This is a genomic window from Legionella lytica, assembly GCF_044626755.1.
GTDB lineage: Bacteria > Pseudomonadota > Gammaproteobacteria > Legionellales > Legionellaceae > Legionella > Legionella lytica_A.
Genome location: NZ_JBGORX010000002.1, coordinates 511,112 through 536,566 on the forward strand (window position 1 = coordinate 511,112; position 25,455 = coordinate 536,566).

The following is a 25,455-nucleotide window of genomic DNA, read 5'->3' on the forward strand; positions in this document are numbered from 1 at the left end:
TCTGATGAGGACTTTAATCTAAACGTGTCGAAACGTAGATTGGGGGAATTAGTCACGGAAGACGAGAATGACGCTAAATTCAAACACCGTATTTTTTTGACAACATTGAATTTCTAAACTAACTATTCTATGATAAAAAAACTCTTTTTATCATAAAAATGGACTTTAGCTATGTTAAAAAAATCTTTAGGATTGACGCTATTAACATGCAGTATTTTTTCCGTTTCCTACGCAGATAAACCGGCTGCAGATGCACTGGCTCCTAACGCTGATAATAATGTTCCCAGCAGCTATGCCCCCGTCGCTATTCATGAATCCTTTCAAAGTATTTTGCAACGCATGAGTGCGGCAAAACAAGCGATTAACGACAAGCAACAGGAATTATTAAAACAACGCTATGACTTAAGCAATAAACCCTCGCCAACGGCAAAAATGTCTAATGGTAAGGCAGTACAAGAGGGCGTGCGCGTTAAATTACCCGCTGGCATGACCTGGGAAAAATTAGCCCAAATGAGCCCTGAGGAAATTAAAAAACAAGGCTTATTTCCTGCAGGATTCTTACCTCTACCCCATCCGAACCATGCCGAAGGGGGAATGGTTTTTCCTAAATTTGCTATTGATGAAATTAATAAGCAGGAGAATCGCGATTTAACTCGCTTTGATTTAGATTTTGATATACCCGATCACTTTTTACCCCCATTCCCCGCTCCGATTTTTTTAACTACACATCCAGAGCTAGGGGATGTATCGAAGGGGAAATTAGTCACCATCGAAAACTATTATGAGCTATTTAATGGCATTTTGAACCCGAAACAAATCGAAGGTTTGCGCCTCTTGGTTACTCCTTTTCCCCAACAACAATTTAACCAAACCGAAGACCGCCGCTCGCTAAAACCAAGTCGTGGGGTTACTTGTTTTGACTGCCATGCCAATGGTCATACAAATAAAGCCACACATTTAACTGGCGAGGCTCGACCACAAGAAGTGCGCCATCGCGTGGATACACCGACTTTACGCGGGGTAAATATACAACGTTTATTTGGTTCGCAACGCGCCTTAAAAACAGTGGAAGATTTTACGGAGTTTGAACAAAGAGCGGCCTATTTCGATGGGGACCCAGTTATTGCAACTAAGAAAGGAGTTAATATTTTAGAGCGCGGTAGCCAAGTTCATTTTATGTCGGAGTTCCAGTCAATCCTCGATTTTCCTCCGGCACCTAAATTAAACTGGGAAGGAAAATTAGATCCGGCTAAAGCAACACCGGCGGAGATGCGTGGACAAGAGCTCTTTTTTGGTAAAGCGAAATGTTCTACGTGTCATGCAGCACCTTATTATACCGACAATACCATGCATAACTTACAGACTGAAAATTTCTATGAGCCCCAAATGGTTAACGGAATGAAGGTTGTTGGTGATGGACCGATTAAAACCTTTCCACTCCGAGGCATAAAAGATTCTCCTCCTTATCTGCATGATGGGCGTTTGCTGACTTTAGCGGATACCGTCGAGTTCTTTAACTTGGTGTTGCAATTAAAGCTGACCCAAGAGGAAAAAGCAGATTTAACTACCTTTATGGAAGCATTATAAGGATTGAATTGCGGAGGGTGTGTAGGTTGCGGCCATGGTCCCCCTACAGCCCTATTCTCATCCGTGTGCTTGTACATACATCACGTCATCTTATAGAATACATTTTTAGTAAAAGAAAAATCAAAGGGGAAGGGCTATGAGAAAGTGGTGGCTAGTCGCAATAGTAAGTATTTTGATGCAACAAATGGCCTTTGCGCAACAGCAAAATTGGAATCAATGGGTTGCAGAGGTACGTACTGAAGCCTTAGCTCAGGGCATCCCTCCGGAGGTTTTTGACAGTGCTTTTGCTGGAATTCATGAACCCAGTCATGCCATTAAAGGGCTTTTAAAGTCACAGCCCGAACATCGTCTGACTTTTATGAAGTATCGCAACACCCGCGTGGATAATTACCGCATTGTGATCGGACGCAAAGAATTTAAAAAGAACCAGGCTTTACTTGAAGACATTGCAAAAAAATATGGTGTTAATCCTTGTTTCATTGTTTCCTTCTGGGGAATGGAAACTAGTTATGGCACCTACATGGGTAATTTCCCGGTGATTAAAGCCCTGGCGACCTTAGCCTATGATTCAAAACGTAAAGACTTTTTCCGTAAAGAATTATTCATTGCTCTACGTATTCTCAGCGAAGGCCATGTTAGTTTAGCTGACTTTAAAGGGGAGTGGGCTGGTGCTTCCGGACAACCGCAATTTTTACCTTCCAGTTGGGTTAGATATGCAGTGGACTATGATGGTGATGGTCATCGTGATATCTGGAAAAGTAAACCGGATGTCTTTGCTTCCATTGCAAATTACATGAAACAAAATGGCTGGCAAACCGGGGAGCCGTGGGCAATTCAAGTGAAGTTACCGAAGAATTTTGATCGCGCTTTGGAAGGTAAAACTACGATTAAACCCGTAAGTGAATGGGCTTCTTTAGGAGTGCTTACTGAAGATGGCAAACCATTGCCTCATCAAAACCTAAATGCCAGCATTGTTGAGCCTTATGGCGGTCCTACGTTTATGGCTTTTCCTAATTATAAGATGATTTTGCACTATAATAATTCTATATATTATGCCGGAGCCGTAGGTTACTTAGCAGATAAAATCTGCCAAGCACAACCACGATAAATACGATGAGTGACTATCTTGATAAGACTGCCAGTTTAACTCCTTTAGCGAAGCGGGTAATCTGTGATAAAGCCACAGAATATCCGCACACTGGAGCTTACAATCAAGTCGTTACTCAAGGTACCTATTTGTGCCGACGCTGTGGCTTAGCCCTTTTTCGCGGCTCAAGTCAATTCAGCTCCGGTTGTGGTTGGCCTAGTTTTGATGCCAATATTGTGCAAGCGGTGAAGGAAGTTCCTGATAGCGATGGCAGGCGCATGGAAATCCTTTGTGAGCGTTGTGATGCACATTTAGGGCATGTATTTACGGGTGAGTACTTTACCCACAACAATGTACGCCATTGTGTTAATTCTGCTTCAATTGATTTTGTTGCCGACAGCGGCGTTTTAGATAGTGAAGAAGCGATTGTTGCGGGGGGATGCTTCTGGGGCGTAGAGCATTTTTTAAAGCTGATTCCCGGGGTATTGAAAGTTGAGTCTGGTTATACTGGAGGGGTAACCCTAGATCCTAGTTATGAGCAAATCTGTCATGGCAATACCGGACATTATGAAGCGGTACGGGTTGTTTATGATCAGGCGAAAACGGATTATCACCAGGTATTAAAGCGTTTTTTTGAAATTCATGACCCCACTCAGAAATCGGGGCAAGGTCCTGATATTGGACAACAGTACCAGAGTGCTGTGTTTTATTATAATCAAGAGCAATTAGATGAAGCGGAACTGTTAATGCAAATGCTGCAAAAGCGTGGCTATCCAGTAGCAACGCGTTTATTGCCGGTCCACATATTCTGGCCTGCCGAAGAGTATCATCAAGACTATTATGCCAAGCATCATAAGATCCCTTATTGCCATCAACCTGTTGAACGCTTCGCGTAAAACAATTTATTAGTCTCGCAATCAGTGCAAAAAATTGGATTATAATTAATCTTAATCTATGTAATTTAAAGGAAGCACTGTTATGCCAGAACCCAAAGAGACCTCGAATAAAAATACGACAAAAACGACTGAACAGGAGGATGAGGTTTTTTTATCTCCTCCTTTAGCAACGGAAGGGACTGACATTGCGCACACGCTGGGCGTCGAACTAGATGCCGAAGAAAATGCGAAGAAAAAACAGATGTCGGTGCAAAGCGAACAGATTGATACACTATTGAAGGCTTATAAAGATCGATTTGGTGACGACGACTGGTATAAGAAACATCCCCCCGAAGTCGAAGAGGATGGCAGTCTTACCCTGCACTTTAAATCCTTTGACGATGTTGCAGCTTTTAGTACAGAGCAGGCAGAGGCAGGGGTACCTTTTACTATGGTGGATAAAGACACCAATAAAGTAATGGCCTATTCAAATGGCGATGGAAAATTATATAACGGGGATGGCTCTGAGTTTAAGGCAGGGCAAAAGGATTTCATCGCTGGCGATGACTTAAAAAACTTTAAAATGCCCACTCCTACTTCCAACCCAGGGCCTACTCCGGATGATGGCCCCGAGGAAGACGTAGAACAAGAAGAGGATAATCAAGTCAGGCCAAAATAAATAGCTATACCTCTGTAGCCTGATTGCGGGTATCCTCCGTTTAGTATGTCCCGGGGCTCCAGGAGATTTGCGCTAAATCCCTGGTCCCTTGGCACTAGCCGCTGTGTGTAACCGGATAGGCAGAGATAAATTGCAGACATTTCTTTTGGCACTTTTAGGCTCGCAAATAAAGCTGTTCAAACCCGGAAAATGATAAACTATGATGCTTCCTCAACACGGACTTTCCCGTATCTAAACTCAAATTAGGATAACGTTCCAGTAGGGTTTTAAAAATATGGTGCATTTCCATTCTTGCCAACTTGGCTCCTAAACAAAAGTGGCTACCATAGCCATAACTAAAATGCTGCGCTTTTTTCTCCGTAAGACTAAGAGTATCAGGCTGATGAAAATAGTATGGATCGCGATTAATCGCATGGGTGGAAATAAAAATAACCTTGCCTTTTTCAATCAATTGTCCATCAAGCATGGTATCGTTTTTGGCCACCCGGAAAATAAAGGTTACTGCTGGATCAAGGCGATTACACTCTTCAATATAAGCATCAAGAGCATGCATATTTTGCTGTATCTCACGCCATAAGCCTGGGGTACTTAATAAGAGAAACAGATTATTGCATAGTTGGTCGGTGGTGGTGACTTGCCCGGCAACTAACATCATAATGGCTTGGGAAATAATTTCTTCATCATTTAAACCAAAATGAGCTTGATGCTCTAACAGGATACTCAAAAAATCATTCCCCGGCTTGTGCCGTCTGTCGCTAATTAATTGGGCGAAATAATCATGTAAGCATTGGGCACTCTGATTCACTTTAATGCCATCGGCATTTCGATAACTGGTGGAGCCACCAAAAAATTGGGTCATGTTATTCGACCAATGGTAAAAATCCATGCGTTTCGCATCTGGGATGGCGAAAAGCTCCGCCAAGGTAACCGATGGGATCTGCTGTGCCAGTTGGCTGACAAAATCAAACGTTTTTTCCCCGTTAAATTCAGTGAGGGAGCGCTCAATAGTCGCTTGAATTAAGGGTTGTAGTTGCTGGAGAAAATTGGTGCTAAACCCATGATAGCAAATCCGTCTTCTATCGGTATGTTCGGGTGCATCACTCATGACCATCATTTTACTGACTACCTTGAAAAAATCAGTAATCAAGGACAGCTTCATTTCCGGCATACGGGAAATAAAGAAGGGGCTGCGATCACAGCTAAAGTCCTCACTAATTAACACCTGTTTTGCCAATTGATAGGAGCTAATAACCCAGAAATTTCCAGGAGCCCACCAAAAAAGGTTTCCCATTTCGCGTATATGATTACTAAATTGTTCTGGAGTCGAGTTCTGTTTTAATTGCATGAGGGTATAGGCGGTCATAATATTTGAATCCTCCGTAAATGTCGTGGACTATGATGCTGAAAAGCATTGCGTCCATGTAATAAAGAAAAATTATCGGCAATTAAAAAATCACCTGCTTGCCATTGGTGTTGATACATAAATTGGGGTTGGCGCAGGTGCTTACTTAAAGTGTTTAGAATGTGTAGCGATTCGCTTTCACTTTTACCGTTGACGCATACTGTTACTGGGTTTAAATAATCTTCACCCACGGGTTCGGCAAAGCGTAAAATAATACGTTGCGTGTCTGGATGATAATTGATTAGATCGCGCGTAATGGAGCCTCCATAATGTGCCAGTTTTTCGGTGTGAAAGTTTAGGGCGTAATGGCACCATTCTGCTTGTTGGGCAGCACTGGCAGCTTGCCAGGCGGCTTCGGTATTAATAAATACAGTTTCGCCTCCACAACCCATCTCGGGGGCCTGCAGGCAGTTAAAAAATAAGAAACGTGGTTCTTGATGAAAGGCACCATCCCAATGCAGGGGCACATCTCCTTCAGTAAATAGGTAGTTTTTAGGAGCAGGGTCTACCTTCATTTCCATTACCGGGCCAAAATCCCAAGAAAGCAAACGTGTTTGGCTTTGACAATAGTGTACCAAGGCATCACGCTCTAAGGACTGAAAACCTCGCAACAGTACAATTTGATGCTCTGTTACTTGCTCGAGAATGGCTTCTAAAGAAAGCCTGGTGAGACAACGTGGTTCTTTCGTTTGAATGATGTAGGGTTGCATTAGCTTGCCTCCAAAACGTAGTGATCTTCATCTAAGGTGGCACCTAAACGCTCAGCTTCATGGCGCTTGATTAATTGCCAACCCTGAGTATCTTTGAGCAAAACATTATGCCAGGGAGTGCTCCAGCGATTACCGGAGGGGATAAACTGAATCCCCACTTTTTCAGAACCACAGGGTTGTGGGTGAATGGATAGACGTATGGATTGGGAAAAATATTGGGCCAGTAAGGCAGACCAGGCATTGGAACGACGCATTACTTCATAGGCAGTTTCTTTAGCTTGTTGTCGCACTTTATTCTTGCTGTGTTGGGGGTTGAGTACAAACTGGTCTTCAATAATAAAGCGATGAATCCCATTAAACTGATAGCGCCAATGTGGTTCTTCGAGGATTTGTTTTTTTAGGCATGCTAAAGTTTGGCCAAACTCCAGCATGAGCAATTCACGCATGCTTTGATAATGATGACCGAGATAAACCTCATCCAAGTTAAAGGTTGTTAAATGATGCAGTTGATGTGTGTGGATAATGTCTTGAATACCCTGCTGATATAAATCCACATCCGTATCATGGACCAATACCAAATCATTAAATACCCGTCCATCAGAACAAATAATTAACTTCACGCCTGGCTGATGAATTTTTTGCATGTTTTGGCATAACTGATTCAGTTGTGTTAAACCCATTATTTCGCCTCGATCAGGCTTAGCCGATAAGGTTTTTTGTCTGTTTGCCGACTTTGCGGGAAATCCTGGAAGAATCAAGGTTAGCATGCGCTCATCGCGAATTGCCTGTTGAATTTTCACTCGTGGATGTTGACTGCATAGAGCACATCCCGCTCCGAGACATGTTTTTTCAGCATCTTCACTAATCCGTCGTTGGTTCATGATTAAACGGAGCAGCTGCCCCGTCGTTTCTTCAATAGCGAACATAATTTTCTCCCTGAGTGAGTTACTTATCAGATTAGAGAACTTCTTTATAATTTGATAATATTAAGTTTTGATAAACTTAATAAATAAATCTGATGGATATTGATTTTGATGCCTTGCGTGTTTTTGTCACGGTGGTTGAACGTGGGGGGTTTAATGCCGCAGCCCAAGCCTTATTCAAAAGCCAGCCGGCCATTACGGCGGCGGTTAAAAGATTGGAAGAGCAGTTGGGGATGCTGCTTTTCGATCGCACGCAATACCGCCCGGTGTTGACGGTGGAAGGGGTTAAATTACATCAGCGTGCGAACTCACTGATTGGCCATTGGCATAATGTCAGTCAATTTGCCGAGCAATTGCAGGCACAACAAGAAAGTGATATTACCATTGCGATTGATGTATTTTTCCCCTTGGCTAGTCTTAAAAAACTTTTACAAGACTGGATCGGTCGCTTTCCAGGGACGCAATTTCACTTTCTTTCCGAATCATTGGGTGGTGCTTGCGAACGTTTATTGAGAAACCAAGCTGATTTAGTGATTAGCGAAAATTTAATGATGAACAAAGCGGTTGAAGTCATTCCTTTGCGCACTGAACCCTTGGTCGCCGTTGCATCACCGGAGTTTATTGAGCGTTATCATAAACAATTAGATGATTTGGATACGCTTTCTGAGTGTATGCAAGTTATTCTGCGCGACTCTTCCCAGTCTGATTTTTCCTTTGGCGTTATTGCGCATGGACGCCATTGGACTGTGCGGGATGTGATGGCTAAGAAGGATATTATCGTTGCTGGTCTAGGCTGGGGGCGCCTACCCTTACATTTAATCACGCAAGAACTGGCTGATGGTCGCTTGCATTATTTACAAGGCACTCATTTTGACGAGCGCTTGGTGGTCATGGGAGCTATTCGTTTGCAAAAGCCAGCACATGGACCTATTGCTGAATGTTTATGGGCTGATTTAAATTTAAGAAAAATGGATATTGTGATGAAGTAACCGCCAGGACCTTGGTTTGCTCCAATTGTTTCTAATTGTTGATGGCTAGCTATTTGCTCAGGCGTTCCACCCTTTAATACTTGGCGAGGCCTGAGCTTATTGGTTATTCCACTCTTTTATCAACTCAATGAGAGCTTGACCTTTTCCGTCCTGTGGTATCTGTTGGCGAATGCTCATCAGTGACGGGAGAGGATAACTCCTGAGGTAAACTAAAAAAATTATGCGTATTTACAACTGGAGAGTGTTGCCTGCCATCTTGCGCGATAGAGCGGCCCATTACTAATAAAAGTTCAGGATCTACATCATGACCCTTACTGCGGCTCTTAGAGTGCTGTAGAGTACTAGCCAGCCATGCCTCTTGCTGGTTAGTAAGGTATCCACAAATTTTATTATAGTCAGCGGCAGTGTTTATCAATGCAGATAAATGCTCGATACTGCTTTCAATAAGCGCGCCTATTTGTTCCGTCTCGAGGCGCGCTAGGAGGTCGCAATATTTTTCTATTGAACCAGTAACTTTTGAGATGGGTTCTCTCAGGAGGGTATAGAAAATATTGATTTGTTTAGGATTTAGATTGCGTAAGACACGTCTTAGATCATCTAGCGTATTTATTAGCTCAGCTAATCGGTTTATTTCCTGCGGAATCTGAGTCATTTGTTCTGGAGTATAATCACGTAAAATTACTCCAAATTCAGCCGCGGTTTTGGCGCTGTGGATTGCGTTAAAGAGATTAACTCCCAATCGGTGTAGCTGGTTAAGTGTTTTTTCGAATGTTTCGTAATTCAGGGGCTCTTTTATCATCAGACCCATGAGCGACCCTTGTTTTGTTTTTGATTGCTCCTGATAAGTAAGGATCAGTATACCATTCGTCGCCGAATGGAGAATACTTTTGCCAGTCTTTGCCACCTCATCCTTCCCTTCTTTCAGGCCCTTTGGCTGCGCCAACCCTGAGTTGCGCAGCTCACTAATAATCGCCTCACGGTGTAATTCGGCATTTCTCAATTCACTTTTTTGTTCTGTCGTCAGGAGGTCGACTACGGCCATGAAGTGATTCGTTTTGAGGCTAGGTAACATTTGCAGAGCTTGTTTACCCATTGCATCAATAATGGCTTTCTTTTGCTCTATAGTAATAATATCCCAAATCTTGCGGAAATGGCTGGTGGTCATTTTTTCTATGAGCTCAGAAGCGTTTTCCCGCATAGTGTGAATAAACAGGGTGATTTGTTCGGGAGCAAGATAAGGCAATATGAGGGCTATCCCGCTCGGGGTTACTATCTGTTGAGATAGTGTATCCAAGGACAGGGTTTTTCCTTGACCATTGCGTACTTGATCAAATAAAAACCGAATTATTGACGCCCCAGCATTCTTGGTGGTGTATAACCATAATTGTCGCTGTTCCAAGGGAGCTGCGCCGACACTTAACAGATATTTTACTGTGTTGCTGTGGCCATTGTATGCTGCCATCCATAAAGCGTTATATCCATCGTTATTTTGTTCCTCCAGGGATGCTCCATTTTCGAGTAGCCATTGAACCGCTTTAGTGCTACCACTTCCTGCTGCAAATAAAAGGGCAGTGTTTCCCAGCATTCCTTTTTCGGCTAATGATATCCCTTGTTGTTGCAGCCATTGAACGATTTCAATATGTCCCATTTGTGCGGCAAACATCAATAAATTGCTGCCATTACTGGCTTTGACATGGAGGAGTTGGGGTTGTGCATTAATTTTGCTTTGTAATTCTATAAGGTTCCCTTCAATCGCTAATTTGAATATAGGATTCTCTTTGTCCAAAGAAAACATAGGTATCTGCCATTAATCTAATTAATGCAAGTATATACTTTACTTCATATCTGCTCAATTTTTATTTACTTTGTAAATAAAATGCAAGGATGGGATGTGGCCGTAGCACATTTTGGTAGGGCTTAATCGCTCGATTCTTTATACTGTTTATCTGCTTCTTCAGCTTTGCGCTGATTTTCCAGCAATTGATACTCATTGAGTTGTTGCTGCCAAAAAGCTTGGGCCTGGGCTTTCCATTGCTGCACTTGGCGCATTAGCAAACCCAAATGAGTTGCCAACATGGGTAATTTTTTGGGACCAAATGCGATTAGAGCCACACTAAAAATGAGCAGAAGTTCCATACTCATGATTTATTATCATCTTTGGCATTGTCTTTGCTGGAATCATCATTCAAGGCTTTACGAAAATTCTTAATTGCTTCACCTAGATCGGTGCCGATAGTTTTTAATTTGGCGGTACCAAATAGGGCAATAATAATGATTAAAATTAATAATAAAGAAAGGGGGCTAATACCACTGAGTCCCATGTCAATTCCTCATGTTACGGTTAAATAGAGCCAACAATCCTGTAACTACAAAACCACCTAGAGCGATGGCAGGAAGTTGTTTGTGATTAAGCAGATGGAGGTAATCCAACAGACCAACTAAGAAAAAGGCCAGGCTTGCCCCTATGGCAATATTGCCTCCGCTCAGTGGGGAGGCTTCTTTTTCTTGCTTGGAGCTCGCCATTTCTTTCTTGACTAGGAGTTGTTCTTTTTTTAGTTCGAGCACATCAAAAATTAGGCGCGGCATATGCGGTAATTGCTCGGCAAAGAAAGGCAAATTTTGTTTTAATTGCTGCAAAAAAGCTTTGGGGCCAATCTGATCTTTTACCCACTGTTCTAAGAAGGGTTTGGCTGTAGTCCATAGATCCAATTCAGGATAAAGCTGGCGCCCCAAACCTTCAATTGCGAGTAAGGTTTTTTGCAATAATACCAATTGCGGTTGTACTTCCATTTGGAAGCGTCGGGCTACTTGGAATAGGCGTAATACTACTTGCGCAAAAGAAATATCCTTTAACGAACGCTCAAATATGGGCTCACAGACAGTACGAATGGCACTTTCAAATTCATCAACCCGGGTGTCACGAGCTACCCATCCTGATTCAACGTGCAATTGGGCAACACGTCGGTAATCACGATTAAAGAAGGCGAGTAAGTTTTCCGCCAGATAGCGTTTGTCGCTATCATTCAGGGTGCCCATGATGCCAAAATCGATGCAAATATATTGCGGGTCTTTAGGATGTTCATAAGAGACGAAAATATTACCTGGGTGCATGTCCGCATGGAAAAAACAATCACGGAACACTTGGGTAAAAAAGATTTCTACACCGCGTTCGGCGAGTTTTTTTACATTTACCCCCTGAGCTTTCAGGGTATTTAAATCGGAAACCGGAATGCCGCGAATACGTTCCATAACCAGGACATTATTACGGGTATAATCCCAATAAATTTCTGGGATGTACAAAATGTGTGAACCTTCAAAGTTGCGCCGTAATTGTGCAGCATTAGCTGCTTCTCGGGATAAATCGAGTTCATCCAGCAAGGTATGTTCAAATTCTTTAACGATTTCTCGCGGTTTTAAGCGCCGGCTTTCCGGCCAATAGCGATCGGCCCACTTGGCGATGGTGTGCATTATGCTTAAATCACTCTCAATCAATCGCCGCATATTGGGTCGGAGTACCTTCACAATGACCTCTTTGCCGCTGCTTAGGGTGGCGGCATGAACCTGGGCCATGGAGGCTGATGCTAGTGCTTCCGGGTCAAATTCTGCAAAGACTTCGTAGGGTGATTGGCCGTAGGCTTGTTCAATGATTTGCATGGCCTTTTCACTGGAAAATGGGGGAACGCTGTCTTGCAGCTTAGTCAGTTCCAGTGCGATTTCCGGCGGTAATATGTCTGGACGCGTAGACAAGGCTTGGCCAAATTTAATAAAAATAGGGCCTAGCTCTTCCAGTGATTTACGCAAAGCCTGGCCATGGGTTAAATGCTCTTTACGAAACCAATTCCAGGGATTTAAATAAACGATAAAGCGAAAAGGAGCAAAAAGCCTTAGCGAGACCACGACATTATCGAGCCCATTTTTAGCTAAGATGTAATTGATGTGCAGTATACGAAAGAGTTGTTTAATCGATTTCATGGCGACTTATTAAATGATTTACATGGGCTTGTAAGCGTTCAACGCTTAACGACAATTCATCGACTTCCTTATAGAAGTCTTCCAATTCATTTTGGGAAGGCAGAATGCGTAATTCCTCTTGGAGGTACTCCGACATATTCTGACGCATTGATTCATCAATCCTTTTGGTAAAGGATAAGCCTTTACGCACAAAAGAGCCCAGCTGATGGGCAACCACATCGCCGGTAAAATGCGCTAAATGACCTTCCCAATCGATATCCATTTCATCAAATAATTGTTTAACTTGTTGCCCCAGCTCTATATTACCAGACATGCGAATTTTATCGTTAAATAGAGAGCGGGCTTTGGATGCAGGTAAGAGACTCAGGCGAATTAAACCAAGAGGGCTGCTATGGATTACCGTATCTGCCTCACCTGTAAAATGATCTAATAATTCCACCGCGCCCTGATTAAACTGAATAAAAAAACGGACATTTAAGGGCGCAACAATCATTTCCAGCGTTTTGCCATTTAATTCCAGCAGCTTGAGGGGCATCTGCTCATCTAACAACATCGCTGTATTTATTGCTTTTTGTAAGGCTTTTAATGAATATTTTTTTAACATAATCAACTCAATACTTATAAGCAACGTGTAAGGCCACGATTCCACCACTTAGATTATGATAGGTACAATCTTCAAATCCGGCCTCTTCAATCATTTTTTTCAACATTTCTTGATTTGGGTGCATGCGAATCGATTCAGCAAGATATTGGTAACTGTCTTCATCTTGCGCAAAAAGTTTGCCTATTTTAGGTAATATGGTGAATGAATACCAGTCATAAACAGGCTTTAAGCCCGGAAACGTCGGTGTAGAAAACTCTAAAATCATCACCTTTCCACCCGGCTTGCAGACACGGTACATGGAGCGCAGAGCTTCGTCTTTATCAGTGACGTTGCGCAAGCCAAAACCCATAGTAATGCAATGGAAATTATTGTCCACAAAAGGCAGGCATTGGGCATTGGCTTGGACAAAGTCAATGTTTTTGTATAAGCCTTCATCAAGTAAGCGATCGCGGCCTACATTGAGCATGGCGGAGTTAATATCTGCCAAAACGACACGGCCGTTATCGCCGACCTTTTTGCATAATAAGCGAGTAAGGTCCCCGCTCCCACCGGCTAAATCGAGTGCTACTTGCCCGGGACGAACGTGGCTTAATTCGATGGTGTATCGCTTCCATAAATGATGAATGCCTAAGGACATTAAATCATTCATTACGTCGTAGTTCTTTGCTACCGAATGAAAGACTTCAGCGACTTTCTTTTCTTTGTCATCCCAGCCTACCGAGGTATAGCCGAAATGTGTCGTTTTCTTTTGATCGCTCATAAATAGGATGGGTTTATTCAGAATGGCTACATGTTAACTGATCTTAAGCAAGATACCCAGTGTTGCTAAGAATAAATTCGCAGTGCTTAATTGCTTGCCGTGGCACTTCAGAGGTGAGGGTGAGCCTGAAGATTAAAAAAGTAGTGTTATCAATAAGCTATTTTATTTTAAAAAATCAAGGTATTCTTTAACTATCAAGCGGAAGGATTGATGGGACTAACAAAGCAGATGGTTAAAAAGCGGTTATTGATGGGCCTTTTATTGGGCTTATTTACGTATCAAAGCACTCATGCTGGGGCTTGGGTTCGTGGTAAGGGCGAATTTCTTAACATTGCTACCGGACAATATTACCAGAGTACCAACTATTGGACGACTGGAGGTCATTTGCATTCCAGCCCAATTTATAAAAAAGGCTATGGCAGTGATTATTTTGAATATGGTGTTACTGATAAATTCACCTTTGGCGGCTATTTTTCTGGCCTGCAAAGCCACACGCAAGCAAATGGAACACAAGGAGGCGGCAGTGATAATTTGCTGTTAGGACGCTTCTTGCTCTGGAAAGGTGATTCAGTGGTGGTTTCCACCCAGTTGCTTGTCGATGCTTTAGGGCATGGGGCTCATCTCAATATCCCTCCGCAAAATGGTCGTCTAAATACCGGAGAGGCACTACTCATCGGTACTGGTGGTTCTGCAAAAAATAAAAAAATGAATTGGTTTTTTGATGCATCGTTAGGGGTGCTCCAACGCTATGGTCCTGGAGATCAGGCTCAAGTCATTTTTGAGGGAGGCTTGAAGTTCTTCGACGATCGCTTTTGGCTCTTCATCCAAAACTGGAACACCATTGGCTTGGCAACGCCCGAAAAGGGTTCCTATAATTTATTTACCATCGCACCAAGTATTGTGTATTGGCCAACGAAAAAGATTGGTCTGCAGTTGGGGTTAACCCAAGATATGTACGGACAAAACGTAGGTGAGGGTATTGGGCCATTTGCGGCACTATGGCTTTATCTCTAAGGATAGTAGGTGAAACTCGGCGAATACCTCATCAGCCAAGGGCTGATTACTGAAGCAGAATTGCAGCATGCGCTCGCTGAGCAGAAACTCAAAGGGGGAAAGCTCGGCGATATTCTGTTGTCAACCACGCCAATGCGAGCGCAAGATTACTACCGCTCGCTTTCCGCTCATTTCAAACTGCTTTTTGTACAACTTTTAAAATACCCCATTGATGACCATTTATTGACAGAGGCCGAGAAAGACTTTTATTTAGAACATGAAGCGATCCCCGTAAGCTATGTCAATAAATGTTATACCGTAGCAACTTCCGATTTAACGGAAGAAAATTTTGCCTCAATTAAAGAGCATTGGGGGGCGAACACCACTATTTTAGGGACCTCCAAATACGATGTATTGGAAGTGTTACAAAGACATTATAAACACGCCTACCTAACGACCTCAATTGAGCAATTGGCTTCAGCTAATTACCACCTGAGCTCGAAACGTACCATTTCTACTTGGCAGCGTCTGTTCCTGTTCTTCGGGCTTATCGCCTTAGTAGCTTGGGCGGCGCAGCATCCCAAACAGTTTCTTTTAGCGCTGAATTGCTTTTTTATGGTGTCTATCGTTGGCATTCTTATCTATAAATTTACCCTATCCTTAATTGCTGCTAGCATTCGGTCGCATGTGAAGTTGCCTAAAGTAGTCTCTGGTGCCGAGGAAGAATTACCGATTTATACCATCCTGGTTCCCTTATATAAGGAGAATGAGGTCACCTTGCGCAACTTATGCAGTAATATTGAGAAACTGGATTATCCCAAACATAAATTGGATATTAAAATTTTATTGGAACAGGATGATGAGGTTACCATTACCGTATTAAAAAGTTTTCAGTTACCACGCTACATTAATTTTGTTTATGTACCTGCATCAGAGCCACGAACTAAAGCGAAGGCTTGTAATTATGGGCTGCAATTTGCTCGGGGTAAATATTTGACCTTATATGATGCCGAAGATAGACCGGATCCGCTCCAACTCAAAATTGTATTAAATGACTTTGCCAAGGGAAATGATAAGCTGGCCTGTGTGCAATGCCGCCTAAATTTTTACAATGCTAATGATAATTGGCTCACCACCGTTTTTGCTATTGAGTATATTTATTGGTTTGACCTATTACTTCCCGGTTTAGAATATTTGGGAACTCCTATACCTCTGGGAGGGACTAGTAATCATTTTAGAACCGATTTTCTACGCATAGTGAATGCCTGGGATCCCTTTAATGTGGCTGAAGACGCGGATTTAGGGGTGCGCTTAACCCGATTGGGATATCATAGCTCGGTTGCACCATCAACTACCTATGAAGAGGCAACTTGCCATGCTTACAGTTGGATCAAACAACGGACACGTTGGATTAAAGGATACATGCAAACCTATCTGGTGCACATGCATCGGCCATTACAATTATTACGTTCGTTGGGAATTCGCGGCTTTATTGGTTTTCATTTATTTATTGGTGGCACTATTTTAACCAACCTGGCCAATATATTGTTGTGGATTGTTTTTATCCTGAGCTTTTTCAGTGACCTTTCTTTTTTATTCCCAGGCAATACGATGCTTTATGCACGTATTAACTTCTTTGTTGGTGCGGTATTGATGATCATGTTAAATATGTTTGCGGTGATGAAAAAAGACCCTAAAAATGTACGCTTTATTTTATGCGCACTGACCTCACCCCTGTATTGGCTGATGATGTCGGTTGCCTCTTATCGGGCTTTATACCAATTGCTGTTTAATCCCAGTCATTGGGAGAAAACAACGCATGGAGTGAGTAAGACCTTGAATTAAAAAGACTTTGATTAGGCCTGCTTTTTCCTGGTATTCCCACTAAGAGCTGTTTAGTCGAGCAAGCATACTTTATGCGATTTACGACGCAGGGTTCGACTCAGTACCCTTACCCTAATTATAAAGCAGACAAAGTCGCTAAATAATTTTGCTCATCAGGTGGTAAATTATTCTTCTGCGAACGCCACAAACACTCAGCCAATTGCTCCATCATTAAATGCTCAACCGCTAAAGGATCAGCATACTTTTTCAATAAAAGCTGGTAAATCGCATTAATTCCAGCTGGACGATCGGTTGCTATTTGTTCGCGAATTCCTAAGTGCAATCCCATATGCAAAAAGGGATTGGTCTCCCCAAGCTCCGGATAATAAGATTGTTGTTGAAACTTATTCTGATTTTCAACGGTTTGATGATACTCAGGATGTGCCAATATGACTTGCACAATTTCATTTTCTAAAGAGGTTAAAGGTTTTTTCTGTTGATATTTTTCCCAACTGTTATAAAACATTTGTCGGGTTTCTTGAATAGTCTCGCCATAAAACATGATGATTAAAATCGCTATGAAAAGACCGAGTGTAACGGAATAAAATCAGAACAACAATGCTCGCTCGCTGGGGAGTATCGCAAATAGTTGCATTGTTTTTGGTAAATAAGTTGACACTAATCAGTGCTTATGAGATATTCACTCTGCGAGGTTGGACTTGCTATGTGTCATTCCACTGGGTCAATTGGCGACACACTGATTGGCCCTTTCTATTTTACTGTCGTTCTAATAACTCCAAGATCAGATTCATCCCGTCAGCACCTAATTTAACACCAATAGTCATCATCAACATACCACTGATTAACTCAATTCTTTTCCATACTGCATCGCGCACTAAAACAGCGGAAAAATATCGGGCGGTAAAGGTCAATGAACTAAACCATATAAAACTGGAGGTCATTACCCCCATTAAGAAATAAAGTTGTTGGTCAGGATATTCACTGCTGCCACCGCCAATGATGACGAGGGAGTCGATAATTGCATGGGGATTGAGTAAGCTAAAACCTAATGCAAGGAGAATGATTTGGCTTTTGGTATGGGGTTGTACCGTGTGTTCCTTGGTCTTCACTTGTTCGATAAATGCATTTTTTAGTGCTTTTAATGCGTAAAATAGTAAGAACGCACAGCCAAAGAACATCATCCAAACTTGCAGCATAGGCCGTATTGCCAGCAATTCATGTAAGCCGGTGATGCTGGCACAGATTAGAATTAAGTCGCAAATAAAACAAATCACAGCGGAAAGCAGGGCATGATTTTTACGAACCCCTTGCTTGATGAGAAAAACATTCTGTGGACCCAAGGCAATGATTAGAGATAAGCCCAAAAGTAGGCCATTGAGATAAACAAACATAGTAAAACAAATTAAATAAACTAAGAAGATCGCGATTATAACATTGCAACTTAGTCGTTGTAGAGTATAAAATGCGTCGGTTATTCTATCTCCTTATGAGAAGCGTGCAAAATAAGAACAAATAGGAGGGAGCGTGGGCTCTTTGTTACTAAGAAAGCTAACTCTTGCTGCAACTGCGGCAATGTTAGGCATGATGGGTCAATTATTACAAGCTGAAACTGCGACTACTTCGCAGAAGTTATCGGTTATTGATGGTTATTACCCGGCTTATCCACCTACTGCTCCAGCTGAAGGTGCACAACAAGAATTAATTAAGAAAGGGGAATACCTTTCTAAAATGGGCGACTGTATTTCTTGCCATACTGATGTGCACGCAGGAACTCCTGCTTATGCCGGTGGCTTGCCGATAGAAACTCCTTTTGGAACGTTCTATAGCCCTAACATCACTCCAGACAAAGAAACTGGTATCGGTAAGTGGACCGAAGCAGACTTTATTCGTGCCTTGAAAGACGGACACAATCCTCAGGGCGAAAATTTCTTCCCCGTATTCCCATACTACTACTTCTCTATAGTTACTGAGGAGGATGCGCGTGCATTGTATGCCTATTTCATGAGCATACCTGCAGTGAATCAAAAGAATAAGTCCTTACCATTTCCTTTTAACGTTCCCGGTGCTCGTCTTAGCTTATGGGGTTGGAACTTATTGTTCTTCTATCCAGAGACTCGTGAGTTTGTCTATGATAAGACACAGTCTGCAGAATGGAACCGAGGTCGATATATTGTTGATGGTCTAGGTCACTGTAGCATGTGTCATACCCCATTGAACCCATTTGGGGCTCCTAAGAATAAATATTATTTAACGGGCGCGTTCATTGATGGTTTTTGGGCTCCCAATATTACTAAATTCGGTTTAGAGTCAGCGAGCCATGAAGAAGTGATGGATGTATTCAGAAAGAATCAGTTAATTAACAATGCCGGTCCGGTTGCAGGTCCCATGGCCGAAGTAAATCATAACAGTATGATGTATATGACGGATGCTGATTTAATGGCCGTTGCGACCTACCTGAAAACGGTAGACACAAAAGACCCATTAGGTGTGCCACCTTCTAATGCAGCTCCTAGCTTGGAACGTGGTAAGAAAGTCTATTTTACTTCGTGTGAGATTTGCCACCAGGATGGAAAAATGAGCGCCCCACTCCTTGGTGATGCTGTAAACTGGTATTCACGCTTAAAGCTCAGTGGCTTAACTGGCCTGTACCGCCGTGCAATTCATGGATATAACTCCATGCCAGTTAAAGGGGCGTGTGTTACCTGTTCAGACAATGATATTATTTCTGCAGTGGATTACATTCTTAATGAATCATTGACACGTGCTGAATTAGCGGATCTCAAATCTGGGGGCGCTGCGAAATATCCTGCCAATGGTAAGGATATTTACACTGAAAACTGTGCTTCTTGCCATAACGAAGGTAAGGGAGGAGCTCCTAAAATTGGTGACAAAGCAGCGTGGAAGCCATTGATCGCTAAAAATATGGACGTATTGATTGGAAATACCATGAATGGGAAAAATCATCCTAAAAATGGTGGTTGTAAACAATGTTCTGGTGGTGAAGTAATCGAAGCCATTAAGTACATGATCAGTAAATCTAAAACTGAAGGTAATTATTCATTGTGGTAGAAGTGAAGCCTTGAAAGGGGCTTGCTGCTGACGTAGTCTGGCATCCAGACTACGTTTTCAGTTGACGCCATTAACTTAATTGCAGTAAGAACTTACCGAAGTAGGTATTAAATCGCCAGGCTTGCTTGGCTTCTTGATAAGATGAGGAATTGGGATGTTAAACAGGTTACCTATCTGTAGATTAATAGCAATGCTTGGGGCATTGATAGTTGGTCAGCCAGTTTTTGCCGAAGCTGCAAATAATTGGCAGTTGAATATGAGCCAGGGTGTGACCCCTATTAGTCGGGATGTTTACAACCTGCATATGGTGTGTATGGCTGTTTGCGCCATTATCGGGGTTGTGGTCTTTGGGGTGATGATCTATTCCTTAATTCATCACCGTAAATCTAAGGGGTATAAGGCTGCTTCATTCCATGATAACCCTCGACTAGAGCTTATTTGGTCGATTATTCCTTTTTTAATTCTCGTAGGATTAGCAATACCTGCTACTCGCGTTTTAATTCGTATGGATGACACCAGACAATCAGAACTCACTGTGAAAATTGTGGGTTACCAATGGCGCTGGCAATATGAGTATTTAGATCAAGGCATTAGTTATTTCAGTACCTTATCGACTCCTTTATCGCAAATCCAGAACAAACAAGATAAAAGCGAATGGTATCTTTTAGAAGTAGATAAACCATTAGTGGTGCCGGTAAATAAAAAAATTCGTTTCTTAGTTACTTCCAATGACGTAATCCACTCATGGTGGGTTCCTGATTTAGGTATTAAACGTGATGCCATCCCAGGATTTATGTACGAAGCATGGGCAACCATTGAAAAGCCCGGGGTGTATCGTGGTCAATGTGCTGAGCTTTGCGGGATTAACCATGGATTTATGCCCATCGTGGTTGAAGCTGTAAGTCAAGCCGACTTTGATAAGTGGGTTGCTGCACAAACCTTAAAGCAAGACAAATACGCCAGTGAAGCGATGCAACCAACAGCACAAAAAACCATGCAACGTGCCGAGCTCATGACTTTAGGAAAACATAAGTACGATCAGCTATGTGCTGCTTGCCACCGTGAAGACGGAAAAGGCTTACCGCCCATGTATCCAGCATTAAAAGGCAGTTCAGTTGCTGTAGGAAATCCTATTTCACGTCACATTGATATTATCTTAAATGGTATACCTGGTTCTGCAATGCAAGCTTATAAAGATCAATTAAGTGATGAAGAAGTTGCAGCGATTGCAACCTACGAGCGTAACGCTTGGGCTAATAATACAAACGATCTTATCCAACCTGCAGATGTGGCTGCAGAGCGGCAGAATGCGAATAAACAACCAACCATGGTGAATAAAGTTAACGCTGGAGGTTTAAAATGAGTTATACGATAGCGCATGACGATGATCATCACGATGATCATGGCCCTGAGCAGGGTAAAGGTGTTGTGGGATTTATAAAGCGCTGGCTTTTTACAACCAACCATAAAGATATTGGTACTCTTTATCTGTGGCTAGCGTTATTCAGCTTTTTTGTTGCTGGAGGCATGGCATTAATCATTCGTGCGGAGCTATTTCAACCTGGCCATCGCTTTGTTGATCCAAACTTCTTTAACCAAATGACGACCTTACATGGTCTAGTCATGTTATTTGGTGTGGTGATGCCGGCATTTACCGGAATGGCGAACTGGCAAATCCCAATGATGATTGGTGCGCCAGATATGGCTTTACCGCGGTTGAATAACTGGAGCTTCTGGATTTTACCTTTTGCTTTCGCATTGTTGTTTTCAACCATGTTTCATAGCGGTGGTGGTCCTAACTTCGGTTGGACTATGTATGCGCCTTTATCTACTAAATACGCTCCACCAAGTACCGACTTTATGATTTTCTCCATTCATATGATGGGTCTATCATCGATTATGGGTTCGATTAATATTATTGCAACCATTTTAAATCTGCGTGCTCCTGGCATGACACTGATGAAAATGCCAATGTTCGTATGGACTTGGTTGATCACCGCATTCTTATTGATTGCAATTATGCCCGTCTTAGCAGGTGCGGTTACCATGATGTTAGCAGATCGTCATTTCGGTACGAGCTTCTTTGAGGCAGCCGGTGGCGGAGATCCTATTTTGTTCCAGCACGTTTTCTGGTTCTTTGGACATCCTGAAGTTTATGTATTGATCTTACCGGCATTTGGCGTTATTTCGGAAATTATTCCTACCTTCAGTCGTAAGCCATTATTCGGTTACCACTTCATGGTTTATGCGACCGTAAGTATTGCCGTATTGTCGTTTATCGTTTGGGCACATCATATGTTTACCTCCGGTATTCCATTGGGAGCTGAACTCTTTTTCATGTATACCACCATGCTAATTGCAGTACCGACGGGTATTAAAGTATTCAACTGGGTAAGTACCATGTTTAAAGGGGCGATGACTTTTGAAACCCCAATGTTGTTTGCCTTAGCATTTGTGTTCTTGTTTACCATTGGTGGATTTACTGGTTTGATGTTGGCATTAGTGCCTGCAGATTATCAGTATCAGGACAGCTATTTCGTGGTGGCGCATTTCCATTACGTACTTGTTCCTGGGGCAATTTTTTCTCTGGTTGCTGCAACTTATTATTGGTTGCCGAAGTGGACCGGTCATATGTACAACGAGTGTATTGGTAAATGGCACTTCTGGTTGTCAGTAATTTCAGTTAACCTGGCATTCTTCCCGATGCACTTTTTAGGTTTAGCGGGCATGCCACGTCGAATCCCTGACTATGCATTACAGTTTACCAACTTTAATATGATGGCAACTGTTGGCGCCTTTATTTTTGGATTTTCACAGTTACTGTTTTTATACAACATTATTGCAACAGTAAGAAAGAAAGGTACTCAGAAGGATCTAGCGACTTCTCAAGTTTGGGAAGGAGCACAAGGCTTAGAGTGGACCTTACCTTCACCTCCACCCTACCATACATTTACAACTCCGCCTGAGTTGCATGTATAGTTTTTAGAGTAAATGCTGTATGAGTAATGAACGAAATCACCGTAAGTTACTGATTATTTTAACAGGTATTGTTTTAGGCATGTTTGCGTTTGGTTTTGCATTGGTGCCTATTTACAACACCCTTTGTCAGACCTTAGGGATCAATGGCAAAATCAAATCAGAAGCAGTAGCTTATGATGCAACAACAGCTAAAATTTCTAAAGATAGAGAGGTTTTAGTCGAGTTTGTTGCAACGAATAATAGTGCCGTTCCTTGGGCTTTTTATCCCAAGACGCGGAAGATAAAAGTGCATCCTGGGGAAATTGCCAGATTAGATTTTTATGCGGAAAATAAAACGGCTCATCCAATGACCGTGCAAGCAATACCCAGTGTTACTCCGGGAATTGCGGCAAAATATTTAAAAAAAACCGAGTGTTTTTGTTTTGCTAGACAGACCTTGAATGGACATGAGGCAATGAATATGCCTTTGTTATTTCACCTGGATATAGATTTACCCGAAAAGATAAATACGGTGACGTTGTCATATACTTTATTTGATGTGACCGATAAAGAGTAAATAGGTATTCACGGGAATAAAAATAAAAACGGCCGTCATTGTGAATGAAGTGAAGCACCCTGGACTGAGGATAAACACAGTATCATTTAGGGCTAGTTCTACTAGGACTTGCAATGACGAACTAAGCAGTGTTGTATTGAAAGGTATACAAGTTACAACAAATTATTGATACAGGAGACGTAGATAGAATGGGAGCACACGGTACTTATTATGTCCCCAAGCCCAGTCACTGGCCTTTGGTTGGATCATGCGGATTAACTACCTTTTTGGTGGGTGCAGCGTCCTGGCTTCATCATGACTGGTATGGACCATACATCTTTACCTTAGGCCTGGCGATCATTGTCAGCATGCTGTTTGGCTGGTTTGGGCAAGTTATTTATGAAAATAATAAAGGTGTTTACGACCTGCAGGTAGATAAATCCTATCGCTGGGGTATGTGCTGGTTTATTTTCTCGGAAGTGTGTTTCTTCGGTGCATTTTTTGGCGCCTTATTTTATGCGCGTATGTGGATTGTTCCACTACTCGGTGGAGAAATGCATCCCATTACCAATTATACGTTATGGCCTGATTTCACCGCCGCCTGGCCCTTGCTAAACAACCCGAATAATGAAATATTTGCCGGCGCGCATGAAGCGATGGGGGCATGGGGACTTGCAGCAATCAACACATTGATTCTTTTAACTTCAGGTGTGACGATTACTTGGGCGCATTGGGCGTTAAAATTAAACAAGCGCAAGCAATTATTATGGGGTATGTCTTTAACAATTGCCTTGGGTATTTTGTTCTTAATCTGCCAGGCTTATGAGTATCATGAAGCGTATACAGACTTGAATCTGACTTTAGCCTCAGGGATTTATGGAACTACCTTCTTTATGCTAACGGGCTTCCACGGTTTGCATGTGACTTTGGGTACTATCATGCTGATAGTCATCACTGTACGTTGCAAGCGCGGCCACTTTACGCCAGAACGACACTTTGCATTCGAAGGAGTGGCTTGGTATTGGCACTTTGTTGACGTGGTTTGGCTATTCCTGTTTATCTTCGTTTATTGGTTATAAACGCTTGGTACCTGGGTGCTCATAAAAACTAATTGTGCTTTATGAGCCCCCTTGCCTAACTGATGCACAAAGTGTAACCGATGCTCTGCAAAAATAGCATCGCCTGCTTGCAAGCAAGCAGTTTTCTCTAAGCGGCAAGCAAATCTGTTCGCAAATACATCAGGATTTCCCCGGCACACCCTCTGCCTCCAGGCGCAACAGCCAAATCAATCCACACAATACAAATCCCACAAAAACCAAAGCCATACCAACATACTCTGGCGAGGTATAGCCAAAACCGGCCGCAATGGGTAATCCACCTAAAAAAGCACCTAAAGTATTACCCATGTTTGCACTTGCTTGCACTATCGATGAGGCCAGCATTTCTGCTCCGTGAGCAGCCTGAATCATCAGCATTTGCATCGCAGGAACTACAGCAAAGGCGACGCTACCTGTAACAAAAGTCATAACTAGGGCTGCTAGCTTATGTTCAGCAACCATGGCAACAGTGAATAGACAGAGTATCATTAACAAGAGCATCATTCCCGTAACCATCAAAGGCGATGAGCGATCGGCAAGGCGGCCACCTAAGATATTACCAACCGCCATACCACTGCCCGCGAGCATCATGATGAAGGTAACCATCTCCGCAGAAAATAAACTAACATCGGTCATCAATGGCGCAATATAGCTGATCCAGGCAAACAGCCCCCCGGTGCCAATTGCAGAAATACCAATGATGAGCCATATTTCTATATCTTTAAAGATCGTTAAGCTTTGGCGAAAATTAACGGATTGTTCTAGAGTTACGTTTGGGAGCCATTTGAGCACAGAAAATAGAGTCACTAATCCAAATGATGCCACCATACAGTAGGCGATACGCCAACTGCTATGATGTCCAATAAAGGTGCCGAGGGGTACCCCAATAATATTGGCTACGGTTAACCCCGTAAACATAATGGCAACGGCGCTAGCCCCTTTCCCAGGCTTAGCTAATTGGGTGGCAACTACCGCACCAACTCCAAAAAAAGCGCCATGCGGCAAACCAGCCATAAAGCGCGTAATTAAAAGCAAGCTAAAAGTTGGCGCCATGGAAAATAAGATGTTAAATACCACAAATAAAAGCATCAATAGGGCTAAAAATTTTTTCGGCGGATGATTTTTAGCCAGCGCAATCATTAAAGGTGCCCCAATAACTACGCCCAAGGCATAAATGGCGATAAGGTAACCGGCGGTAGGGATAGATACCGACAATGAATTTGCGACATCAGGCAAAACCCCCATCATTAGAAACTCAGTCATGCCAATACTAAAACCCCCGAGACTTAGGGGCAGTAAGCTTTTCAACCACCTTAAATTGGATGGGTTTGTTACTGATGCATTCATGG

The 25,455-nt window shown here is 42.5% G+C and carries 24 protein-coding genes; 12 read left to right on the top strand and 12 right to left on the bottom strand.

The genetic code is table 11. The annotated features are described in order from the left end of the window. Positions 1-171: 171 nt before the first annotated feature. The 4 genes from ACD661_RS09440 to ACD661_RS09455 all read left to right on the top strand — a co-directional run bounded on the left by ACD661_RS09440 (position 172) and on the right by ACD661_RS09455 (position 4,228). The gene (locus ACD661_RS09440) at positions 172-1,587 is read left to right on the top strand and encodes a cytochrome B6 (RefSeq protein ID WP_400187613.1); all 1,416 of its coding nucleotides are present in this window, start codon (positions 172-174) and stop codon (positions 1,585-1,587) included. A gap of 136 nt (positions 1,588-1,723) precedes the next feature. Continuing rightward, a complete protein-coding gene (locus ACD661_RS09445; protein WP_400187614.1) occupies positions 1,724-2,695 on the top strand; it encodes a lytic murein transglycosylase in 972 nt (323 codons plus the stop codon). A 5-nt stretch (positions 2,696-2,700) separates the two neighbouring features. Beyond that, the gene (locus ACD661_RS09450) at positions 2,701-3,570 is read left to right on the top strand and encodes a bifunctional methionine sulfoxide reductase B/A protein (protein WP_400187615.1); all 870 of its coding nucleotides are present in this window, start codon (positions 2,701-2,703) and stop codon (positions 3,568-3,570) included. 82 nt (positions 3,571-3,652) lie between these two features. Next, the gene (locus tag ACD661_RS09455; protein ID WP_400187616.1) at positions 3,653-4,228 is read left to right on the top strand and encodes a hypothetical protein; all 576 of its coding nucleotides are present in this window, start codon (positions 3,653-3,655) and stop codon (positions 4,226-4,228) included. 154 nt (positions 4,229-4,382) lie between these two features. Here ACD661_RS09455 and ACD661_RS09460 read toward each other — a convergent pair whose 3' ends face one another. From ACD661_RS09460 to ACD661_RS09470, 3 genes are read right to left on the bottom strand one after another with little or no spacing between them, the layout of a single operon-like run. Continuing rightward, entirely contained in the window at positions 4,383-5,591 is a 1,209-nt protein-coding gene (locus ACD661_RS09460; RefSeq protein ID WP_400187617.1) for a cytochrome P450, read from the bottom strand. Further along, the gene (locus ACD661_RS09465; RefSeq protein ID WP_400187618.1) at positions 5,588-6,340 is read right to left on the bottom strand and encodes a TauD/TfdA dioxygenase family protein; all 753 of its coding nucleotides are present in this window, start codon (positions 6,338-6,340) and stop codon (positions 5,588-5,590) included. Before ACD661_RS09465 ends, ACD661_RS09460 begins: the two co-directional genes overlap by 4 nt. Beyond that, positions 6,340-7,266 (bottom strand): L-tyrosine/L-tryptophan isonitrile synthase family protein, encoded by a 927-nt coding sequence (locus ACD661_RS09470; protein ID WP_400187619.1) that lies wholly within the window; start codon positions 7,264-7,266, stop codon positions 6,340-6,342. Before ACD661_RS09470 ends, ACD661_RS09465 begins: the two co-directional genes overlap by 1 nt. Positions 7,267-7,358: 92 nt before the next feature. Between ACD661_RS09470 and ACD661_RS09475 the strand changes: the two genes are divergently transcribed. Next, positions 7,359-8,252: a LysR family transcriptional regulator gene (locus ACD661_RS09475; protein ID WP_400187620.1), complete on the top strand. Its 894-nt coding sequence runs from the start codon at positions 7,359-7,361 to the stop codon at positions 8,250-8,252. A gap of 124 nt (positions 8,253-8,376) precedes the next feature. Here the strand turns inward: ACD661_RS09475 and ACD661_RS09480 are convergent, their stop codons facing one another. From ACD661_RS09480 to ubiE, 6 genes are all read right to left on the bottom strand, one after another. Continuing rightward, complete coding sequence (locus tag ACD661_RS09480; RefSeq protein WP_400187621.1) at positions 8,377-10,047, bottom strand: ankyrin repeat domain-containing protein; 1,671 nt, start codon at positions 10,045-10,047, stop codon at positions 8,377-8,379. Positions 10,048-10,169: 122 nt separating this feature from the next. Then, positions 10,170-10,394: a Sec-independent protein translocase subunit TatA/TatB gene (locus ACD661_RS09485; RefSeq protein WP_400187622.1), complete on the bottom strand. Its 225-nt coding sequence runs from the start codon at positions 10,392-10,394 to the stop codon at positions 10,170-10,172. After that, positions 10,391-10,573 carry a twin-arginine translocase TatA/TatE family subunit gene (tatA, locus tag ACD661_RS09490; protein WP_400187623.1) on the bottom strand — a complete coding sequence of 61 codons (183 nt, stop codon included), beginning with the start codon at positions 10,571-10,573 and terminating at the stop codon, positions 10,391-10,393. Before tatA ends, ACD661_RS09485 begins: the two co-directional genes overlap by 4 nt. A 1-nt stretch (position 10,574) precedes the next feature. Next, positions 10,575-12,224, bottom strand: a complete 1,650-nt coding sequence (gene ubiB, locus ACD661_RS09495) for a ubiquinone biosynthesis regulatory protein kinase UbiB (RefSeq protein WP_400187624.1) — start codon at positions 12,222-12,224, stop codon at positions 10,575-10,577. Next, positions 12,211-12,828, bottom strand: a complete 618-nt coding sequence (locus ACD661_RS09500) for a ubiquinone biosynthesis accessory factor UbiJ (RefSeq protein ID WP_400187625.1) — start codon at positions 12,826-12,828, stop codon at positions 12,211-12,213. Before ACD661_RS09500 ends, ubiB begins: the two co-directional genes overlap by 14 nt. Before the next feature lie 7 nt (positions 12,829-12,835). Beyond that, a complete protein-coding gene (ubiE, locus tag ACD661_RS09505) occupies positions 12,836-13,588 on the bottom strand; it encodes a bifunctional demethylmenaquinone methyltransferase/2-methoxy-6-polyprenyl-1,4-benzoquinol methylase UbiE (protein WP_400187626.1) in 753 nt (250 codons plus the stop codon). A gap of 210 nt (positions 13,589-13,798) precedes the next feature. Here ubiE and ACD661_RS09510 point away from each other — a divergent pair, with 210 nt between their 5' ends. Together ACD661_RS09510 and ACD661_RS09515 are read left to right on the top strand one after the other, a co-directional pair. Next, positions 13,799-14,602: a hypothetical protein gene (locus ACD661_RS09510; RefSeq protein ID WP_400187627.1), complete on the top strand. Its 804-nt coding sequence runs from the start codon at positions 13,799-13,801 to the stop codon at positions 14,600-14,602. A gap of 9 nt (positions 14,603-14,611) precedes the next feature. Next, entirely contained in the window at positions 14,612-16,426 is a 1,815-nt protein-coding gene (locus ACD661_RS09515; protein WP_400187628.1) for a glycosyltransferase family 2 protein, read from the top strand. Positions 16,427-16,541: 115 nt separating this feature from the next. Here ACD661_RS09515 and ACD661_RS09520 read toward each other — a convergent pair whose 3' ends face one another. Together ACD661_RS09520 and ACD661_RS09525 are read right to left on the bottom strand one after the other, a co-directional pair. Further along, positions 16,542-16,967, bottom strand: a complete 426-nt coding sequence (locus ACD661_RS09520; RefSeq protein ID WP_400187629.1) for a DUF1841 family protein — start codon at positions 16,965-16,967, stop codon at positions 16,542-16,544. 214 nt (positions 16,968-17,181) lie between these two features. Then, positions 17,182-17,817, bottom strand: coding sequence for a LysE/ArgO family amino acid transporter (locus ACD661_RS09525; protein WP_400187630.1), 636 nt, complete (start codon positions 17,815-17,817; stop codon positions 17,182-17,184). Positions 17,818-17,950: 133 nt separating this feature from the next. On the opposite strand from ACD661_RS09525, the gene ACD661_RS09530 reads away from it, so the two are divergent. From ACD661_RS09530 to ACD661_RS09550, 5 genes are all read left to right on the top strand, one after another. After that, positions 17,951-19,495, top strand: coding sequence for a c-type cytochrome (locus ACD661_RS09530; RefSeq protein WP_400187631.1), 1,545 nt, complete (start codon positions 17,951-17,953; stop codon positions 19,493-19,495). A 154-nt stretch (positions 19,496-19,649) separates the two neighbouring features. After that, positions 19,650-20,858, top strand: a complete 1,209-nt coding sequence (coxB, locus tag ACD661_RS09535; protein WP_400187632.1) for a cytochrome c oxidase subunit II — start codon at positions 19,650-19,652, stop codon at positions 20,856-20,858. Further along, entirely contained in the window at positions 20,855-22,474 is a 1,620-nt protein-coding gene (ctaD, locus tag ACD661_RS09540) for a cytochrome c oxidase subunit I (protein WP_400187633.1), read from the top strand. Before coxB ends, ctaD begins: the two co-directional genes overlap by 4 nt. Before the next feature lie 19 nt (positions 22,475-22,493). Next, positions 22,494-23,030: a cytochrome c oxidase assembly protein gene (locus ACD661_RS09545; RefSeq protein WP_400187634.1), complete on the top strand. Its 537-nt coding sequence runs from the start codon at positions 22,494-22,496 to the stop codon at positions 23,028-23,030. A gap of 188 nt (positions 23,031-23,218) precedes the next feature. Continuing rightward, positions 23,219-24,088, top strand: coding sequence for a cytochrome c oxidase subunit 3 (locus tag ACD661_RS09550; RefSeq protein WP_400187635.1), 870 nt, complete (start codon positions 23,219-23,221; stop codon positions 24,086-24,088). 159 nt (positions 24,089-24,247) lie between these two features. On the opposite strand, the gene ACD661_RS09555 is transcribed toward ACD661_RS09550, so the two are convergent. Further along, positions 24,248-25,453 (bottom strand): MFS transporter, encoded by a 1,206-nt coding sequence (locus tag ACD661_RS09555; protein WP_400187636.1) that lies wholly within the window; start codon positions 25,451-25,453, stop codon positions 24,248-24,250. Positions 25,454-25,455: the final 2 nt, after the last annotated feature.

Bases quoted from the DNA above. Each gene is read 5' to 3' on its own strand.
- ACD661_RS09440 (WP_400187613.1), top strand. From the start codon at position 172: ATGTTAAAAAAATCTTTAGGATTGACGCTATTAACATGCAGTATTTTT.
- ACD661_RS09445 (WP_400187614.1), top strand. From the start codon at position 1,724: ATGAGAAAGTGGTGGCTAGTCGCAATAGTAAGTATTTTGATGCAACAA.
- ACD661_RS09450 (WP_400187615.1), top strand. From the start codon at position 2,701: ATGAGTGACTATCTTGATAAGACTGCCAGTTTAACTCCTTTAGCGAAG.
- ACD661_RS09455 (WP_400187616.1), top strand. From the start codon at position 3,653: ATGCCAGAACCCAAAGAGACCTCGAATAAAAATACGACAAAAACGACT.
- ACD661_RS09460 (WP_400187617.1), bottom strand. From the start codon at position 5,591: ATGACCGCCTATACCCTCATGCAATTAAAACAGAACTCGACTCCAGAA.
- ACD661_RS09465 (WP_400187618.1), bottom strand. From the start codon at position 6,340: ATGCAACCCTACATCATTCAAACGAAAGAACCACGTTGTCTCACCAGG.
- ACD661_RS09470 (WP_400187619.1), bottom strand. From the start codon at position 7,266: ATGTTCGCTATTGAAGAAACGACGGGGCAGCTGCTCCGTTTAATCATG.
- ACD661_RS09475 (WP_400187620.1), top strand. From the start codon at position 7,359: ATGGATATTGATTTTGATGCCTTGCGTGTTTTTGTCACGGTGGTTGAA.
- ACD661_RS09480 (WP_400187621.1), bottom strand. From the start codon at position 10,047: ATGTTTTCTTTGGACAAAGAGAATCCTATATTCAAATTAGCGATTGAA.
- ACD661_RS09485 (WP_400187622.1), bottom strand. From the start codon at position 10,394: ATGAGTATGGAACTTCTGCTCATTTTTAGTGTGGCTCTAATCGCATTT.
- tatA (WP_400187623.1), bottom strand. From the start codon at position 10,573: ATGGGACTCAGTGGTATTAGCCCCCTTTCTTTATTATTAATTTTAATC.
- ubiB (WP_400187624.1), bottom strand. From the start codon at position 12,224: ATGAAATCGATTAAACAACTCTTTCGTATACTGCACATCAATTACATC.
- ACD661_RS09500 (WP_400187625.1), bottom strand. From the start codon at position 12,828: ATGTTAAAAAAATATTCATTAAAAGCCTTACAAAAAGCAATAAATACA.
- ubiE (WP_400187626.1), bottom strand. From the start codon at position 13,588: ATGAGCGATCAAAAGAAAACGACACATTTCGGCTATACCTCGGTAGGC.
- ACD661_RS09510 (WP_400187627.1), top strand. From the start codon at position 13,799: ATGGGACTAACAAAGCAGATGGTTAAAAAGCGGTTATTGATGGGCCTT.
- ACD661_RS09520 (WP_400187629.1), bottom strand. From the start codon at position 16,967: ATGTTTTATGGCGAGACTATTCAAGAAACCCGACAAATGTTTTATAAC.
- ACD661_RS09525 (WP_400187630.1), bottom strand. From the start codon at position 17,817: ATGTTTGTTTATCTCAATGGCCTACTTTTGGGCTTATCTCTAATCATT.
- coxB (WP_400187632.1), top strand. From the start codon at position 19,650: ATGTTAAACAGGTTACCTATCTGTAGATTAATAGCAATGCTTGGGGCA.
- ctaD (WP_400187633.1), top strand. From the start codon at position 20,855: ATGAGTTATACGATAGCGCATGACGATGATCATCACGATGATCATGGC.
- ACD661_RS09545 (WP_400187634.1), top strand. From the start codon at position 22,494: ATGAGTAATGAACGAAATCACCGTAAGTTACTGATTATTTTAACAGGT.
- ACD661_RS09550 (WP_400187635.1), top strand. From the start codon at position 23,219: ATGGGAGCACACGGTACTTATTATGTCCCCAAGCCCAGTCACTGGCCT.
- ACD661_RS09555 (WP_400187636.1), bottom strand. From the start codon at position 25,453: ATGAATGCATCAGTAACAAACCCATCCAATTTAAGGTGGTTGAAAAGC.